Annotated in this window: 12 protein-coding genes and 1 pseudogene; 10 read left to right on the forward strand and 3 right to left on the reverse strand. The window is 65.2% G+C overall.

Annotation, left to right across the window (positions count from 1 at the left end; translation table 11 throughout):
* Positions 1–12: 12 nt before the first annotated feature.
* On the reverse strand, positions 13–1,101 hold the full coding sequence (gene hrcA, locus CO675_RS07650) for a heat-inducible transcriptional repressor HrcA (RefSeq protein ID WP_092120971.1): 1,089 nt from the start codon (positions 1,099–1,101) through the stop codon (positions 13–15).
* Positions 1,102–1,296: 195 nt separating this feature from the next.
* Between hrcA and rph the strand changes: the two genes are divergently transcribed.
* From rph to hemW, 3 genes are read left to right on the forward strand one after another with little or no spacing between them, the layout of a single operon-like run.
* Positions 1,297–2,010, forward strand: a complete 714-nt coding sequence (gene rph / locus CO675_RS07655; RefSeq protein ID WP_097671384.1) for a ribonuclease PH — start codon at positions 1,297–1,299, stop codon at positions 2,008–2,010.
* 11 nt (positions 2,011–2,021) lie between these two features.
* Positions 2,022–2,657, forward strand: coding sequence for an RdgB/HAM1 family non-canonical purine NTP pyrophosphatase (gene rdgB / locus CO675_RS07660; RefSeq protein WP_097671385.1), 636 nt, complete (start codon positions 2,022–2,024; stop codon positions 2,655–2,657).
* On the forward strand, positions 2,644–3,801 hold the full coding sequence (gene hemW, locus CO675_RS07665; RefSeq protein ID WP_097671386.1) for a radical SAM family heme chaperone HemW: 1,158 nt from the start codon (positions 2,644–2,646) through the stop codon (positions 3,799–3,801). The genes rdgB and hemW overlap by 14 nt, the downstream gene beginning before the upstream one ends.
* Positions 3,802–3,877: 76 nt before the next feature.
* Here the strand turns inward: hemW and CO675_RS07670 are convergent, their stop codons facing one another.
* On the reverse strand, positions 3,878–5,092 hold the full coding sequence (locus CO675_RS07670; protein ID WP_097671387.1) for a penicillin-binding protein activator: 1,215 nt from the start codon (positions 5,090–5,092) through the stop codon (positions 3,878–3,880).
* 255 nt (positions 5,093–5,347) lie between these two features.
* Here CO675_RS07670 and rsmI point away from each other — a divergent pair, with 255 nt between their 5' ends.
* The 4 genes and pseudogenes from rsmI (at position 5,348) to CO675_RS07690 (ending at position 8,809) form a co-directional block, all read left to right on the forward strand.
* A complete protein-coding gene (gene rsmI / locus CO675_RS07675) occupies positions 5,348–6,301 on the forward strand; it encodes a 16S rRNA (cytidine(1402)-2'-O)-methyltransferase (RefSeq protein WP_097671388.1) in 954 nt (317 codons plus the stop codon).
* Positions 6,288–6,671 carry a YraN family protein gene (locus CO675_RS07680; RefSeq protein ID WP_097671389.1) on the forward strand — a complete coding sequence of 128 codons (384 nt, stop codon included), beginning with the start codon at positions 6,288–6,290 and terminating at the stop codon, positions 6,669–6,671. Before rsmI ends, CO675_RS07680 begins: the two co-directional genes overlap by 14 nt.
* A gap of 29 nt (positions 6,672–6,700) precedes the next feature.
* A complete protein-coding gene (gene gshB, locus CO675_RS07685) occupies positions 6,701–7,648 on the forward strand; it encodes a glutathione synthase (protein WP_097671390.1) in 948 nt (315 codons plus the stop codon).
* A 189-nt stretch (positions 7,649–7,837) separates the two neighbouring features.
* Positions 7,838–8,809 (forward strand): annotated as a pseudogene (locus CO675_RS07690) (MBL fold metallo-hydrolase).
* A 65-nt stretch (positions 8,810–8,874) separates the two neighbouring features.
* On the opposite strand, the gene CO675_RS07695 reads toward CO675_RS07690, so the two are convergent.
* Positions 8,875–10,353 (reverse strand): toll/interleukin-1 receptor domain-containing protein, encoded by a 1,479-nt coding sequence (locus tag CO675_RS07695; RefSeq protein ID WP_158231196.1) that lies wholly within the window; start codon positions 10,351–10,353, stop codon positions 8,875–8,877.
* A 382-nt stretch (positions 10,354–10,735) separates the two neighbouring features.
* On the opposite strand from CO675_RS07695, the gene CO675_RS07700 reads away from it, so the two are divergent.
* From CO675_RS07700 to CO675_RS07710, 3 genes are all read left to right on the forward strand, one after another.
* Entirely contained in the window at positions 10,736–12,286 is a 1,551-nt protein-coding gene (locus tag CO675_RS07700) for a YifB family Mg chelatase-like AAA ATPase (protein WP_097671392.1), read from the forward strand.
* 131 nt (positions 12,287–12,417) lie between these two features.
* Positions 12,418–12,936: a hypothetical protein gene (locus CO675_RS07705; RefSeq protein ID WP_198964525.1), complete on the forward strand. Its 519-nt coding sequence runs from the start codon at positions 12,418–12,420 to the stop codon at positions 12,934–12,936.
* A gap of 206 nt (positions 12,937–13,142) precedes the next feature.
* Positions 13,143–15,428 (forward strand): PAS domain-containing hybrid sensor histidine kinase/response regulator, encoded by a 2,286-nt coding sequence (locus CO675_RS07710; RefSeq protein WP_097671393.1) that lies wholly within the window; start codon positions 13,143–13,145, stop codon positions 15,426–15,428.
* Positions 15,429–15,590 lie beyond the last annotated feature (162 nt).

Below are 15,590 nucleotides of genomic sequence, written 5' to 3' on the forward strand. Positions count from 1 at the left end.
ATTTCGCTGCGCTTAGCCACCCAGCATCTTGCTGACGATGCGCGCGGCATAATCCACGGTCGGGATCACCCGCGCATAGTTCAGCCGCGTCGGTCCGATCACGCCGAGCACGCCGACTATCCGACCCTGGGCGTCGCCATAGGGCGCGATGATGGTCGAGGAACCCGACAGCGAGAACAGCTTGTTCTCCGAGCCGATGAAGATCCGCACACCCTCGCCGCGCTCGGCGCGGCCGAGCAGATCGATCACACCGCGCTTGGTCTCGAGATCGTCGAACAGCGACTTGATGCGCTCGAGGTCGTCCAGCGCATGCAGATCCTCGAGCAGATTGGCGTGACCGCGCACGATCAGCTGGCGGTCCTCGTTTGCGCCGCCGGACCAGCTCGCGATGCCGGCCGCGACGACCTTCTGTGTGAGCTGATCGAGCTCGGCGCGGTTCTGCGTCAATGCCGTCTCGAGCTCGAGCCGCGCTTCGGCGAGTGTCCGGCCACGGATCCGCGCATTGAGGAAATTGGTCGCCTCCGTCAGGGCCGAGGACGGCACGCCCGGCGGCAGCGCCAGCACCCGGTTTTCGACCTGGCCGTCTTCGCCGACCAGCACGACCAGCGCTTTCTCGGGCTCCAGCCGCACGAATTCGATGTGCTTCAGCCGCGCATTCGACTTCTGCGTCAGCACCACCGCTGCGGCGCGGGTCAGCCCCGACAGCCGCGTCAACGCTTCGCCAAGCGCTGCCTCGACCGATTGCGCACGATCGACCGCCGCGAGCTGGGTCTGGATCGATTGCCGCTCGGCCTCGGTGAGGTCGCCGACCTGCATCAGGGCGTCGACGAAGAAACGCAGGCCGAGTTCGGTCGGCAGCCGTCCGGCCGAGGTGTGCGGCGCATAGATCAGGCCGAGCTGCTCGAGATCCGACATCACATTGCGGACCGAGGCCGGCGACAGCGGTAATGCGATCAGGCGCGAGATGTTGCGCGAACCGACCGGCTCGCCGGTCGCAAGATAGCTTTCGACGATTTGACGAAAAATGTCGCGCGACCGCTCGTTGAGCTGGGCGAGCCCGGCATGCGGGGCGATCAGGCCTATCGGATCGTGGTGCGTCACACTCCAGTCCTTCACAATTGCTGTCTAATTTGTCGCTCCCGGAGGCCGGTGACAAGCATCCATTCGGTCCCCTGGCACCCGGGCCATTCCGCGGCCAAAACCCTTGCCACCCCCTTGCCAAAACCCTTGCCGCTGCCGCTTCCCCCTCCTACAAGCACGCCCAACCCTATCTCTCGGAATTCTGGAGGATTTCCAATGCGGCCAAGCCGCCGTGCGCCCGATGAACTGCGTCCCGTGTCGCTGGAACGCGGCGTCGTCAAATATGCCGAGGGTTCCTGCATGGTGAAGTTCGGCGACACCCATGTGCTGGTGACCGCCACGCTGGAAGAGCGGTTACCGCCGTGGCTGAAGGGCCAGGGCCGCGGCTGGGTCACCGCCGAATACGGCATGCTGCCACGCGCCACCCTGGAACGCACCCGCCGCGAGGCCTCGGCCGGCAAGCAGGGCGGCCGCACGGTCGAGATCCAGCGGCTGATCGGCCGCTCGCTGCGCGCCGCCGTCGACCTCGAGGCGCTCGGCGAACGCCAGATCACGGTCGATTGCGACGTCATCCAGGCCGACGGCGGCACCCGCACCGCCTCGATCACCGGTGCCTGGGTGGCGCTGGCCGACTGCATCAACTGGATGAAGACCCGCAACATGCTGAAGGCCAACGTGCTGCGCGACAACGTGGCGGCGATCTCCTGCGGCATCTATCAGGGCACGCCGGTGCTCGATCTCGACTATGCCGAGGATTCCGAGGCCGACACCGACGCCAATTTCGTGATGACTGGCGACGGCCGCATCATCGAGGTGCAGGGCACCGCCGAGAAGACGCCGTTTTCGCAGGACGAGTTCCTGGCGCTGATGGCACTGGCGCGCAAAGGTGTCGCGCGTCTGGTCGACTTGCAAAAGATCGCGGTGGCGTAGTCAGATTGGCCATGCATCGCCGAATCACCGGAAGGCTCGTCATCGCCACCCATAATCCCGGCAAGCTTGCCGAGATGCGGGAACTGCTGGCGCCGCACGGCGTCGAGGCGGTGTCGGCCGGCGAGCTCGGTCTCGCCGAGCCCGAGGAGACCGGTGACAGCTTCCAGGCCAACGCCGCGATCAAGGCCATCGCGGCGGCGAAGGCGACGGGACTGCCGGCCTTCGCCGACGATTCCGGCCTCGCGGTCGACGCGCTCGACGGCGCGCCCGGAATCTACTCGGCGCGCTGGGCCGGCGAAGGCAAGGATTTCATGGCGGCGATGACGCGGATCGAACGCCTGCTGCAGGAGCGCGGCGCCACCGCGCCGGAGCAGCGCAAGGCGCACTTCGTCTCGGCGTTGTGCGTGGCCTGGCCGGACGATCACCTCGAAGAGGTCGAGGCCCGCGCCGACGGAACCCTGGTCTGGCCGCCGCGCGGCACCGCCGGATTCGGCTATGATCCGGCGTTCCTGCCCGACGGTTACACACGGACCTTTGGCGAGATGAGCAGCATCGAGAAGCACGGCCTGCCGCCGCTCGGACTCGGCCTGTCGCATCGCGCCCGCGCCTTCGTGAAGCTCGCGGAGATCTGCCTTGAGCCACGCTGAACGAGAAGCTTTCGGCGTCTACGTGCACTGGCCGTTCTGCCTGTCGAAATGCCCGTATTGCGATTTCAACAGCCACGTCCGGCATGCGCCGATCGACGAGACACGCTTCGTGCGCGCGTTCGCCCGCGAGATCGAGACCACGGCCGCGCGGGTGCCGGGACGCGAAGTGTCCTCGATCTTCCTCGGCGGCGGCACGCCGTCGCTGATGCAACCGCAGACCGTCGGCGCCGTGCTCGACGCGATCGGCAAGCATTGGCAGGTGGCGCGCGACGTCGAGGTCACGCTCGAGGCCAATCCGACCAGCGTCGAGGCGACGCGCTTCCGCGGCTATCGCGCGGCCGGCGTCAATCGTGTTTCGCTCGGCGTGCAGGCGCTGGACGATGCGTCGCTGAAGGCATTGGGACGCCTGCACACCGCGCGCGAGGCGCTCGACGCGGTTGCGATCGCACGAAGCGCGTTCGACCGTTACTCGTTCGACCTGATCTACGCCCGGCCCGACCAGACGCCGCAGATGTGGGCGGACGAATTGAAGCAGGCGATCTCGGAAGCGGCCGAACACCTGTCGCTCTATCAGCTCACGATCGAGGAAGGCACGCCGTTCTTCGGATTGCATGCCGCCGGCAAATTGCAGACCCCGGATGAAGCGACCGCGCGCGCGCTCTACGACGTGACGCAGGAGGTCTGCGCCCGCGAGGGACTGCCGGCCTACGAGATCTCCAACCACGCCCGCGCCGGCGCCGAGTGCAAGCACAACCTCGTCTATTGGCGCGGCGAGGAATATGCCGGCATCGGCCCCGGCGCGCATGGCCGGCTCGACATCGATGGTGTCAGGCACGCGACCGCGACCGAGCGGCGCCCCGAGGCCTGGCTGTTGAACGTCGAGGAACGCGGCCATGGCGTCATCACCGATGACAGCCTCAACAGCGAAGAGCGCGCCGACGAATTTCTCCTGATGGGGCTGCGGCTTGCCGAAGGCATCGATCCCACGCGCTATGCGAAGCTCTCCGGCCGCAAGCTCGATCCGCACCGGATCGCGATGCTGCGCGAGGAAGGCGCCATCGCCGTCGATGCCGATGGACGGCTGCGCGTGACCAAGTCGGGATTCCCGGTGCTCGACGCGGTCGTTGCGGATCTCGCCGCCTAAATATCGAAAACAACCCCATTCAAAGTAGCCGGCGGGTGCCGGTGTTCGGCAAGGCAGCTCGACCGCCTGACGAAAACTAGGCGCCAAAACTCTTCGGCGAACCCGCAACCGCCGTGCCGCCGCCCGAGGCCACCTTCATGACCGCAAGGCCGCGCTCGTTGGTGCCGTCGGACCGGAAGCGGAACAGGCCGTCGATGCCGGCAAAGCCGGACGGGTTGGTCAGCGTCTCCGGCGCGAAGCGTTGCGCGCCCTGGGTGCGTGCCAGCGCCGCCATCAGTGCGACAGCGTCATAGGCAAGCGTTGCGGTGCGCACCGGCTCGCCGCCGAACTTGGCGCGATAGCGGCCGGCGAAGCCGCGGAAGCCGGACGGATCGGGCGCGGCGTAGAGGCCGCCTTGCAGGACCGGGCTCGCGAACACCCGCGGATTGTCCCACAGTCCGGTGCCGAGCAACTGGATGTTACGCAGATTGGCACCCGCCGCGGTCAGCGCATCGGCGGTCGCGACCACCGAATCGCCGTCGTCGGCAAGCAGCAGCGCATCGGCTTGGCCGAGCGCCTGGGCCACGGTCCGCGCCGGCGTCGCACGGTCGGCGCCGTATTTCTCGAAGGCGACGACGCGGCCGTTCTTGCGGCCGACCGCCTGCTTGAACGCGGCCTCGACCACGTTGCCATAGGCATTGTCCGGCACCATCGCGGCGAACGAGCGTTTTCCGATCCCGGCGGAATAGTCGACAATCCGATTGATGTCGGACTCCGGCAGGAAACTCAGGAGATAGACGCCGTGGCCGGCGACGCTCGAATCGGTCGAGAATGCGATCACCGAGGTGCCGCGCGGCCGCGTCAGTTGCGCGGTGGCCGGCACCGAGCCTGCGAACAACGGTCCCAGAATGATCTCGGCGCCTTCGGACAGCGCCTGCTGGGTGCCCTGCGCGGCACCCTGCGGGCTGCCGCCATCGTCCTTGATCAGGAGCTGGATGTTCGGGTTTTGAAATTCCGCGAGCGCCATTTCGGCGGCGTTGCGCATCGACTGCGCGGCGAGCCCGGCATTGCCGGAAGCCGACAGCGGCAAAATCAATCCAATTTTGACCTGCCCGGTGCCGACCGCCTGCGGCTGCTGCGGCGGGCCGGCTGGACCGGCTTCCTGGTTGCCGCCGAACGGGCTGGAAAACTGGCTCAAGCTCTGCTGGACGCTGGAACAGGCGCTCAGCAACGGCGCGCCCACGAGCAGACCGAGCGCGGTTCGCCGGGTCGTGCCCGACGGCGGGAACGTGCGGTGATGCGGGCCTGCCATCGTCTCTCTTCTCTTGACCGACCAGGATCGGCCAGGACTCCATCCAGCTCTGATGAGGCGGGTGGATTTGGGCATATTGTCGGCGAATAGTTAACTAAAACAAAAGGATTATGGCCCCGCGGCGCCCTTCCCGCGGCCTCCATTTCCCTCCCCTCAGGCGGCCTTCCGTCACCGCCATTTGCGGATGTGGCGCAAGCGCCGCCGTCCCGCTAGAGCCTATATCCACTTCGCTCGAAAACGCTCTAGATTGCCATTATGCGCGCAAAAGCCAGTTCCCTCCACCATTCGGACGCCACGACGGGTGCTGCGGCCAAAACCTTTTCGATCGGCGGCCAACAGCTGACTGCACCGAAGGCCAGGCCCGGGCTGCATCTGGTGGCGACCCCGATCGGCAACCTCGCCGACATCACCCTGCGCGCGCTGGAGACGCTGGCCGGTGTCGACGTCATCGCCTGCGAGGACACCCGAATTACGCGCCGGCTGACCGAGCGTTACGCGATCACCGCCGAGCTGGCGCTCTACCACGAGCATAATGCGGCCCAGGCCCGGCCCAAGATCCTCGAGCGGCTGGCACAAGGCGCTGCGATCGCGCTGGTTTCCGACGCCGGCACGCCGCTGATCTCGGATCCCGGCTTCAAGCTGGTGCGCGAGGTCTGCGCCGCCGGGCATGCCGTTATCGCGGTGCCCGGGCCGTCGTCGGTGCTGACGGCGCTGTCGGTTGCGGCGCTGCCGACCGACCGCTTCTTCTTCGAGGGATTCTTGCCGGCCAAGGAGCACGCTCGCCGCGCGCGGCTCACTGAGCTGGCGCGGATCGATTCGACGCTCGTGATGTTCGAATCCGGCAATCGGGTGCAGGACACGCTGCGCGACCTCGCGACGATCATGGCTGGACGCGATGCGGCGATCTGCCGCGAGCTGACCAAGCTGCACGAGGAGGTCAAGCGCGCGCCGGTCGCCGAGCTTGCGGCAGGCGCGGAAGCGCTGGAGACCCGCGGCGAGTTCGTGCTCGTGATCGGGCCGCCGGCCGATGATGCCGGGGTGATGGATGAGAATTCGCTCGACGACCTCCTGCGCGCGCAGCTCGCCCGCGGCAGCGTCAAGGATGCGGTGGCCCATGCGGTCGAGCTGTCGGGCCGGCCGCGCCGCGAGGTCTACGCCCGCGCCCTCGAGCTCGCGAAGACCATCGGGGACGCCGATGGCGAAGACTGACAGCGCGTCCCCTGAACGGGTCGCCGCATTCCGCACCGGCATCTCGGCCGAAAGCCGCGCCGCGGCCCTCCTGATCGCCAAGGGCTATCGCATCCTGGCAAGACGCTTCCGCACCCCCTATGGCGAGATCGACCTGGTGGTGCGGCGGCGCAATCTGCTCGCCTTCGTCGAGGTCAAGGCCCGTGCCAGCCTCGACGACGCCGCCTATGCGGTGACGCCGCGCCAGCAGCAGCGCATTGTCAATGCCGCCAAGGCCTGGCTGATGGCGCATCCCGAACATGCCGAATTTGATCTCAGATTCGACGCCGTGCTGATTGCGCCGAAGAGCCTGCCGCGCCATCTGTTAGCGGCATTCGACGCAAGCCCTTAAAGTTACCTCAGACCTCGCGGGACACGCTTATGAAATTGAAGATCGCCGTCCAGATGGATCCCATCGCGCGCATCAACATCCGCGGCGATTCGACCTTTGCTCTGCTGCTCGAGGCGCAGAAGCGCGGCCACGGCATTTCCTACTACACGCCCGACAGACTGTCGCTGCGTGGCGAGGAGCTGGTGGCGCCAGTGCAGCCGCTCACCGTGCGCGACGAGGTCGGCGATCACTTCACGCTGGGCGAGCCGAAACCCGAGGCCCTCAACGGCTTCGACGTCGTGCTGCTGCGGCAGGACCCGCCGTTCGACCTCGCCTACATCACCTCGACGCACTTCTTGGAACGCATCCATCCGAAGACGCTGGTCGTCAACGATCCGGCCAGCGTGCGCAACGCGCCAGAAAAGCTGTTCGTGATGAATTTCCCGCAGCTGATGCCGCCGACCCTGATCTCGCGCGACCTCGACGAGATCAACGCGTTCCGCGACCAGCATGGCGCCGTCGTCATGAAGCCGTTGCACGGCCATGGCGGCGCCGCGGTGTTCCGCGTGATGCCGCAGGACATGAATTTCGGCTCGCTGTTCGATATGTTCTCGGTCACCTTCAGGGAGCCCTGGGTGATCCAGCGCTTCCTCCCCGAGGTGAAGCACGGCGACAAGCGCATCATCCTGGTGGACGGCGAATTCGCCGGCGCCGTCAACCGCGTGCCGGCGGCGGACGATCTGCGCTCCAACATGGTGCGCGGCGGCGCGGCCAAGGCGACCGAGCTCTCGGATCGCGAGCGCGAAATCTGCGCGACGCTTGGACCTGCGCTGCGCGAACGCGGCCTGCTGTTCGTCGGCATCGACGTGATCGACGGCAATTTGACCGAGATCAACGTCACCTCGCCGACCGGTATCCGCGCCATTCAGCGGCTCAACGGCCCGGATGTCGCAGCGATGATCTGGGATACCATCGAGAAGAAGCGCGCCGCGAAATAATCTTCCTCCCTTGTGCGCTGCACATGCAGGTTGAACTCTAACCAGAGTTCGACCGCGCACCCGTTCGCCTTATTCTTCTTGCCAGCTTGCGCAGGCGAAGGCAGCATCCTCTTGCCTGCGTCAGGTCAAGCGGCGGGCCAACGCGGGCGACAACGCGAAAACATCATAAAAATTGTGGAGGAAGACGTTATGACGCTCAATGTCTCACGACGATCCTTACTCGCGCTCGGTGCCGGTCTCGGCGCCAGCACACTCCTCGGCAGCACTGCACAGGCACGCGCGCCGAAGCTCGGCACGCAGACACCCTATTGGCACCGCTTCGTTCTCGGCGATGCCGAAGTGACCGTCGTCTCCGACGGCCCGCTTCCGCTCGGCGATCCCTCCGGCACCTTCACCGGCGTGCCGAAGGAAGAAGTGAAGAAGATGCTCTCCGACAATTTCCTCTCGCCCGACAATGTCGTGCTCGAACAGAACTCGCCGATCGTCAACATGGGCGACCGGCTGATCCTGTTCGATACCGGCATGGGCACCTCGAAGGCGTTCGGCCCGACCACCGGGCGGCAACAGAAGAGCATGCAGGAAGCCGGTATCAAGCCGGGAGACATCGATGCCGTCGTGCTGTCGCACGCGCATATCGATCATATCGGCGGCATTGTCGATGCCGACAACAAGCCGTTGTTCCCGAATGCGCAGTACTATATCGCGCAGAGCGATCTCGATTTCTGGACCGACGAAGGCAAGATGGGCAGTCCGTTGAAGGACTTTATCGTGCACGCCCGCAAGAACCTGCTGCCGGTGCGCGACCGCATCGTGTTCTTCAAGGATGGCTAGGAATTCCTGCCCGGCGTGACGGCGATCGCAGCGCCCGGCCACACCGTGGGTCACTCCATCTTCATGGTGAGCTCGGGCGGCAAGTCCTTTGCCTTCCTCGGCGATCTCTCGCATCACGCGGTGCTGCTCTTGGAGCGGCCGCGGATGGAGTTCTCCTACGACACCGATCCGAAGCAGGCGGCGAACTCGCGGGTCAAGCTGCTGGAGATGCTGGCCGCGAACAAGACGCCTGTGATGTCCTATCACTTCGCCTGGCCGGGCTACGGCCACGTCGCCAAGGCCGGCGAGGGCTTCCACTACTATCCCGAGCCGATGCAGATGACGTTGTAACGAGCGGGCGCTTGGGGGCGGCGAGTGTTGCCCCCAAGCGCTGGCCCGGACGCTCCCGCCTTGCCTTACGCAGCGGGATTATTCGGGAGCGCCTTGGTCGCCTCTATTCTCTCCGCGCAAAGGAGCTCGTTACAAAGCTTGTCGATGAAGCTGCTGTTGATCGCCCTCAAGCCGACGAACCCAGCAATCACGACATCTGCGGCGTCGGACCACGTGGTGTCCTTGGTGGGAGTCTGCGCCTCCTTTATCTTGTCGAAGATCAGCATTCTCGTAGCTGACCATTTCGCGATTTCCTCGCGCATGAAGTCTTTTTCCGCCCCATCCCGAAAGCCATTAAGCAAGGGCGGGTCGTCATGTTCGTCCTTTGGTGGATTGAGCCCGAATTCTTCAGCCTCGGCTTCAACCAGGACAATCTCCTGCTGAAGCTTCTGCAGGACCTCGGCCTTTTTCTTTTCGGGGACTTTCTGGTTCTTGTTGAGTTCGTCGGACAGAGGCAGAACGCGCTGGCGAAAGCGTATCGACAGGATCAGCGCGCTCAGGAGCAGCGATGTCTTGAACGTCAGATTGAAGCGCCGATCCCGCGACGGAATGAATGCAACGTAGCATCGCCTGGCTCCGTTTCTGAAATTCAGGTTTCTGGCGATGATGGGCCGATAGAACTTGCCGTCGTTCCCCAGACAAAGAAAATCTGTCTGCGTCGGTACTTTGCCGAGCAGGAGATCCTTTGCCGCTGTCTCCATGTCGTTTATCCAAAGCGGGGTCATTTCGTTGCCGCTTCGCGCGGAAGCCACCGCCTTGATGTCGGCCCAGGTCGTCGAGGTACCAGCAATGGTAAAGATGTTGGGCAACGCGTTGAATTCCCCGGTAACCACGGTGGTCGGGGTCAATCCCTCCGCGCTTTGCGATGGTGGCGGCACCATGAAGCTGATGCGTGGTTGAAAAACGTCTTCGCCAACGAAGTCATTGGCTCCATTTTGAACGAATGCCCGTGTGATTTTTCGCACGCCATTCCTCATGGCTTTGCGCGTATTGGGGTCGTCAATCCCACGGAAGGAAATACCCGTCGAGTTGGTAAGCAGATTCTCGAAGAAGTCGAATAGCTCCGTGTTTTCGTAAGCGAGCGAGTCGTCATTGTCGGCGTCGATGTTGAGAAGTACGTCGTTGCGATTGCGGATCGAAACCAGGGAACCTTGATAGCGGGACAGTTGATCCGGACGATCGACGTCGTACAGGAAGCAAATTCGATCTCGTACCGCTTCTTTCTGATCTGCGCGTTCGAGCTTGGCGCGGAACTGGCCGGCTTCGTAGAAGCACCAGCTCATGTCCTTTTCTGATTTGTTTCCCCCGCTGCAGATGAAAACGAACCACTGGGATTTCTGAATCGATTCGGAGATCTTGGCTTCGTAATCGTCGCCGCCCTCAATTCCGGCACGATCGATGAAAACCTCGAGACTCGACGATAGGCCGGCGAGCGACTCCACCACCGCTTCTGCGATTTTCTTGTCTTTATGATTGTACGATATGAAGACTCCGGTCTGGGCCATGGGTGTCCTCTCAGCGCAACGTTTCAGGCAGCGAAATATTTCTGGACCGGCGCAGATGCCGTCCATCGTCTGATTTCTTGCGTTGGAGGCCCGAGACTGGAGCAGCACCGCTGCGACCAAGAACAATATTTTCCAAGCTCGAAATGAAGGTTCGGGCTCTCCTCAGGCTGAGAGGTTAGGGTCACGCTCGTACAGATTGCAATGAAGCAAATCACACATCCCGCGATCTAAGTCCGGGCAGGGATCGGCCCGAGGAACTGGTCAGCTCCGCCCCGGCGTGGTTTGCGCCTGCCCGAATACCGGCCCATCCCCCGATGTTCCTGTAATGTTCTTGACATCACTTCCTGCTCCGCTACCTTGGGTGGCGGAAGATAGGGGCAGCATGGTCCAGCGGGTTTCCACCGTCGCATTCGAGGGGATTGAGGCCCGTGCGGTCGACGTGCAGGTCCAGGTCGCGCCGGGATTGCCGGCGTTCGCGATCGTCGGCCTGCCCGACAAGGCGGTGTCGGAGGCGCGCGAGCGGGTGCGCTCGGCGCTGATCGCCTCCGGCCTCGCACTTCCCGCCCGCCGCATCACGGTCAACCTCGCGCCGGCCGACCTGCCCAAGGAGGGCAGCCATTACGACCTGCCGATCGCGCTCGGCCTGATGGCGGCGATCGGGGCGATCCCGCCGGATGCGCTCAGCGGCTTCACCGTGCTCGGCGAACTCGGGCTCGACGGCTCGATTGCAGCCGTTGCGGGCGTACTGCCCGCCGCGATCGGCGCCAATTCGCGCGAAGAGGGGCTGATCTGTCCGGCCGCCTGCGGCTCGGAAGCCGCCTGGGCGAGCCCGGACATCCAGATCATCGCAGCTCACTCGCTGATCCAGATCGCCAATCACTTCAAGGGCACGCAGCTGCTGTCGCGGCCGCAGCCGAAGGTGCAAGACCAAAACGAGGCGCGCGAGCAAGCGCTGTTCGACCTGCGCGACATCAAGGGCCAGGAGAGCGCAAAGCGCGCCCTCGAGATCGCCGCCGCCGGCGGACATCACCTCTTGATGATCGGCTCGCCCGGCGCCGGCAAATCGATGCTGGCGGCGCGGCTGCCTTCGATCCTGCCGCCGCTGTCGCCCTCCGAACTGCTCGAAGTCTCGATGATCGCATCCGTCGCCGGCGAGATCCGCGACGGCGCGCTGACCGCGCGGCGCCCGTTCCGCAGCCCGCATCATTCCGCCAGCATGGCGGCGCTGACCGGTGGCGGCATGCGCGCCAAGCCGGGCGAGATCTCGCTCGCGCACCAGGGCGTGCTGTTCCTCGACGAATTGCCGGAGTTCGACCCGCGGGTGCTGGATTCGCTGCGCCAGCCGCTGGAGAACGGCGAGGTCGCGGTGAGCCGGGCCAACCATCGCGTCACCTATCCGGCGCGCTTCATGCTGATCGCGGCGATGAATCCGTGCCGCTGCGGCCACGCCTACGAGCCCGGCTATTCCTGCAAGCGCGGCCGGCTCGACCGCTGCACCGCCGACTACCAGATGCGGATCTCCGGGCCGCTGATGGATCGGATCGACCTGCGGATCGAGGTGCCGGCCGTGACCGCGGCGGATCTGATCCTGCCGCCGCCGGCGGAGGGCTCCGCCGAGGTCGCCGCACGCGTCGCGGCCGCGCGCGACATCCAGCTCGCGCGCTTTGCTGCGGCCGGCATGCCGCATGTCCGCACCAACGCGGAAGCGCCGAGCGCGCTGCTCGAGACCATCGCGCAGCCCGACGCGCATGGCCAGAAGCTGCTCCGCGAGGCGGCCGAGAACATGCACCTCACCGCGCGCGGCTATCACCGCGTGCTGCGGGTGGCGCGCACGCTCGCCGACCTCGACGGCGCTGATACGATCGGCCGGCTGCACCTCGCCGAAGCGTTGTCCTATCGTGCATTGGCCGACGATCTCAGGCGCGCGGCGTGACTCGAACCGCAGCACTGTCCCGATTCATGCCGGAACCATCCGCGTCAACGTGACGGTAACCACTCTCATTTACGCTCCGCAAACCATAAGCACCGCGATCCGCGGCAAGCTTGGGTCGAGCGAGTTGTGTCATGTTGCGTATGAAGGTTTTGGCCTCGGTGGTCCCCCTTGCCGTGGCCGCGGTAATCGCCCGCGCTGAAATCCTGCCGGGCCCCCGGCCCTGCATCGAGGTCGGCGGCGCCACCATGCAGATCGCATCGGTCCCCTGGCAGGCGCAGCTTCACGTCAGCTTCACCGATGACCCCAACCTTGCCACCGTCCGGGTCCGGGTCGCCGACAGCGCCGAGGCCGCTGACTTCACCGTGATCGACGACATCGACGATGCCGAGGCCGGTGCCTGCGAAAGCAACGCCGTGCCGCAGCTGATCGGGATTTCCAGCGCGCCGACCGCAACCGGTCCGATCATCTATCTTTCCCATGACGGTCCGTTCGACTACCGCGTCTATGTGCAGTCGAAGACGTTCTCGGCGCGCGATGCCGCGGCCCTGATCGTCAGCGCCCGTGGCGGACACCGCCGCTTTGAGGCCGCATCGCTCGCTCCGCGCGCACGTTTCGTCGACCAGGCAATGGCGGAGTTAACCCCCCGCTAACCCTGTTCCGAGGGCGGCGCGAAACGGCCACCAACCTCAAGCACTTTTCAAGGTGGCCGATGCATCGTCATCACCAGATCGGACTAGAGCCCATCTCGTTCCGATTGAATCGGAACGCGGGCTCTGGATTCTTGTTTTGACGCGTTTTCTTCACGCGAACCGGTATCCACTTCGCTCGAAAACGCTCTAGCTCAGGACCACCATTGATGGGGCGTTTCTTCCGGATCAAGTTACGCCTTCGCCGCTTCCTGCGACGCCATTCCTGGGTCGCGACGATCGTCCGTTCCTTCACGATCTTTTCCGTCGCATTCGGCGGCGCCTTCGGGTTCATTTCCGGCGCCCTCTCGCAACAGAGCGGCTACGATCCCAATGTATTCGCGATCGGCGTCAGCTTCCTGTTCGCACTCGCCTGTCTCTGGATCGTGACGCTCGGCATCCGGCTGCGGCTGATGCGCAGACGCCTGCGCACCATCGCCATGCACAATGAGGCGATGGCCGACCGCAACTGGGAACTGCAGGAGGCCGAACAGCGCGCCTCCACCCTGTTCGAGGCGCAGGACGATTTGATCGTGCTGCGCGATCTCGACGGCCTCATCACCTACGCCAACGACGCCTATTGCGAGCTGGCACAGATCCCCCGCGGCGAATTGATCGGCAGCACCGCTAACCTCAAGGTGCTCGAGCAGGGCGACACCGCGCTCGAATCCAACGGCACGCGGGTCTACGACCAGAAGATCGAGGGACCGCTCGGGCCGCGCTGGATCGCCTGGCGCGAGGGCCTTGTGCGCACCGATGCCGGCGCGCCGGCGGAGATGCAGAGCGTCGGCCGCGATGTCACCGACCGCACCGAGAGCGAGCGCGCGCTGGCCGAAGCCCGCGATCAGGCCGACGCCGCCAACCGCGCCAAATCGCGCTTCCTCGCGATGGCGAGCCACGAGATTCGCACGCCCCTGAACGGCATCATCGGCATGAGCGGGCTGCTGATGGACACCCAGCTGACGCCGGAGCAGACCACCTACGTCAAGGCGGTCAAGACCTCCGGCGACGCGCTGCTCGCGCTGATCGAGGAGCTGCTCGACTATTCCAAGATCGAAGCCGGCAAGATCGATCTCGAACACCGCGCCTTTGCGCTGTCCGGCCTGATCGAGGACATCACCGAATTGCTGGCGCCGCGCGCGCAGGCAAAAGGCATCGAGATCGCCGCCTATGTCGACGAGCGGCTGCCGATGCAGGTCACCGGCGATGCCGCGCGACTGCGCCAGGTGCTGCTCAATCTCGCCGGCAACGCCATCAAGTTCACCGCGACCGGCGGCGTCGCGCTGATCGTCGAGCCCGGCATCTGGCCGAACGAGATCAGCTTCCTGGTTCGCGACACCGGCATCGGCATCGCACCGGAAGCGCAGCAGCGCATCTTCCGGGAATTCGAGCAGGCCGACGACCGCATCGCGCGCAGCTATGGCGGCACCGGCCTCGGCCTCTCGATCAGCGACCGCATCGTCAAGCGCATGGGCGGCCGGATCTCACTCGCGAGCACGCCGGGCGCGGGCTCGACCTTCGAGGTCTCGATCCCGCTGACCGCCGCCGACACCGCCGAGGCCAATGGCTTCACAGCGCCCGACCTCGCCGGCCAATCGATCATGCTGGTCGCGCCGCACAGCATCGAGGCTTCGCTGATCTCGCGGCGGCTGCAGCGCTGGGGCGCGCAGACCTGCATCGTGTCGGATGCCAATGTCGCCGAGGCACTGCTGCCGGAACGGAGCTGGCACACGGTCCTGATCGATCACACGCTCGGCACGCCGGCGATCGAGACGTTCGCCAACGCTGCCCGCATCCACGCAACCCATCGCATCGTGATGGTCACGCCCGCAACGCGGCAGGACCTTTCGGCCTCCGAGACAACCATGCTCACCGGCTACCTGGTCAAGCCGCTACGCGCGTCGTCGCTTGCCGCTCGCCTGACCGCGTCACCCGAGATCGCCGCGCCAAGCCTCGTGATGCCTAGCCCTGCAATGCCAAGCCTTGCGATCGAGACGGTCACGGAGTCCGCGCCCACCGCGCCGGCGGCCGCGCCACCGGGGCTGTCGATCCTGGTTGCGGAAGACAATGAGATCAACGCGCTCCTGATGCGCTCACTGCTCGCCCGGCTCGGCCATACCGTGGTCATCACCACCAATGGCGAGCAGGCGATGGAGTCCTGGCTGTCGGCGACGTCGGCCGGCACGCCCTACGATCTCGTGCTGATGGATATCCAGATGCCGCGCCTCAACGGCATCGAGACCACCAAGCAGATCCGCGCCCACGAGGCCGGCGGGCTGGCCAGTCGGTCCGGACGCCGGACGCCGATCCTGGCGTTGACCGCCAACACACTGGTGGAGGATCGCTATGCCTGCTTCGAAGCCGGCATGGATGGCTTCCTGATCAAGCCGCTCGACCGCGAGAAGCTGGAGGAAGCGCTCGCGGGCCTCGCGGCTGCGCGGCATATCGCAGCGTAGCCTGCCAAAACCTTAATGTCGTCCCGGCGAAGGCCGGGACCCATAACCACCGAATCCGGTTTGGCGACCCGCTGCGGCCACAGCCCCTTAAATCACAAACAGCTGTGGCTGATGGGGTGGACGGCCCCCTACGGCATCAGTGTGCCAGAATGAGGTTGTTGC

Source organism: Bradyrhizobium sp. C9 (assembly GCF_002532045.1).
Classification (GTDB): Bacteria; Pseudomonadota; Alphaproteobacteria; order Rhizobiales; family Xanthobacteraceae; genus Bradyrhizobium.

What these genes read in the sequence shown, in the direction of transcription:
- rph (WP_097671384.1), top strand. Translation starts at nt 1,297, where the DNA reads ATGCGGCCAAGCCGCCGTGCGCCCGATGAACTGCGTCCCGTGTCGCTG.
- rdgB (WP_097671385.1), top strand. Translation starts at nt 2,022, where the DNA reads ATGCATCGCCGAATCACCGGAAGGCTCGTCATCGCCACCCATAATCCC.
- CO675_RS07670 (WP_097671387.1), bottom strand. Translation starts at nt 5,092, where the DNA reads ATGGCAGGCCCGCATCACCGCACGTTCCCGCCGTCGGGCACGACCCGG.
- rsmI (WP_097671388.1), top strand. Translation starts at nt 5,348, where the DNA reads ATGCGCGCAAAAGCCAGTTCCCTCCACCATTCGGACGCCACGACGGGT.
- CO675_RS07680 (WP_097671389.1), top strand. Translation starts at nt 6,288, where the DNA reads ATGGCGAAGACTGACAGCGCGTCCCCTGAACGGGTCGCCGCATTCCGC.
- gshB (WP_097671390.1), top strand. Translation starts at nt 6,701, where the DNA reads ATGAAATTGAAGATCGCCGTCCAGATGGATCCCATCGCGCGCATCAAC.
- CO675_RS07695 (WP_158231196.1), bottom strand. Translation starts at nt 10,353, where the DNA reads ATGGCCCAGACCGGAGTCTTCATATCGTACAATCATAAAGACAAGAAA.
- CO675_RS07700 (WP_097671392.1), top strand. Translation starts at nt 10,736, where the DNA reads ATGGTCCAGCGGGTTTCCACCGTCGCATTCGAGGGGATTGAGGCCCGT.
- CO675_RS07705 (WP_198964525.1), top strand. Translation starts at nt 12,418, where the DNA reads ATGTTGCGTATGAAGGTTTTGGCCTCGGTGGTCCCCCTTGCCGTGGCC.
- CO675_RS07710 (WP_097671393.1), top strand. Translation starts at nt 13,143, where the DNA reads ATGGGGCGTTTCTTCCGGATCAAGTTACGCCTTCGCCGCTTCCTGCGA.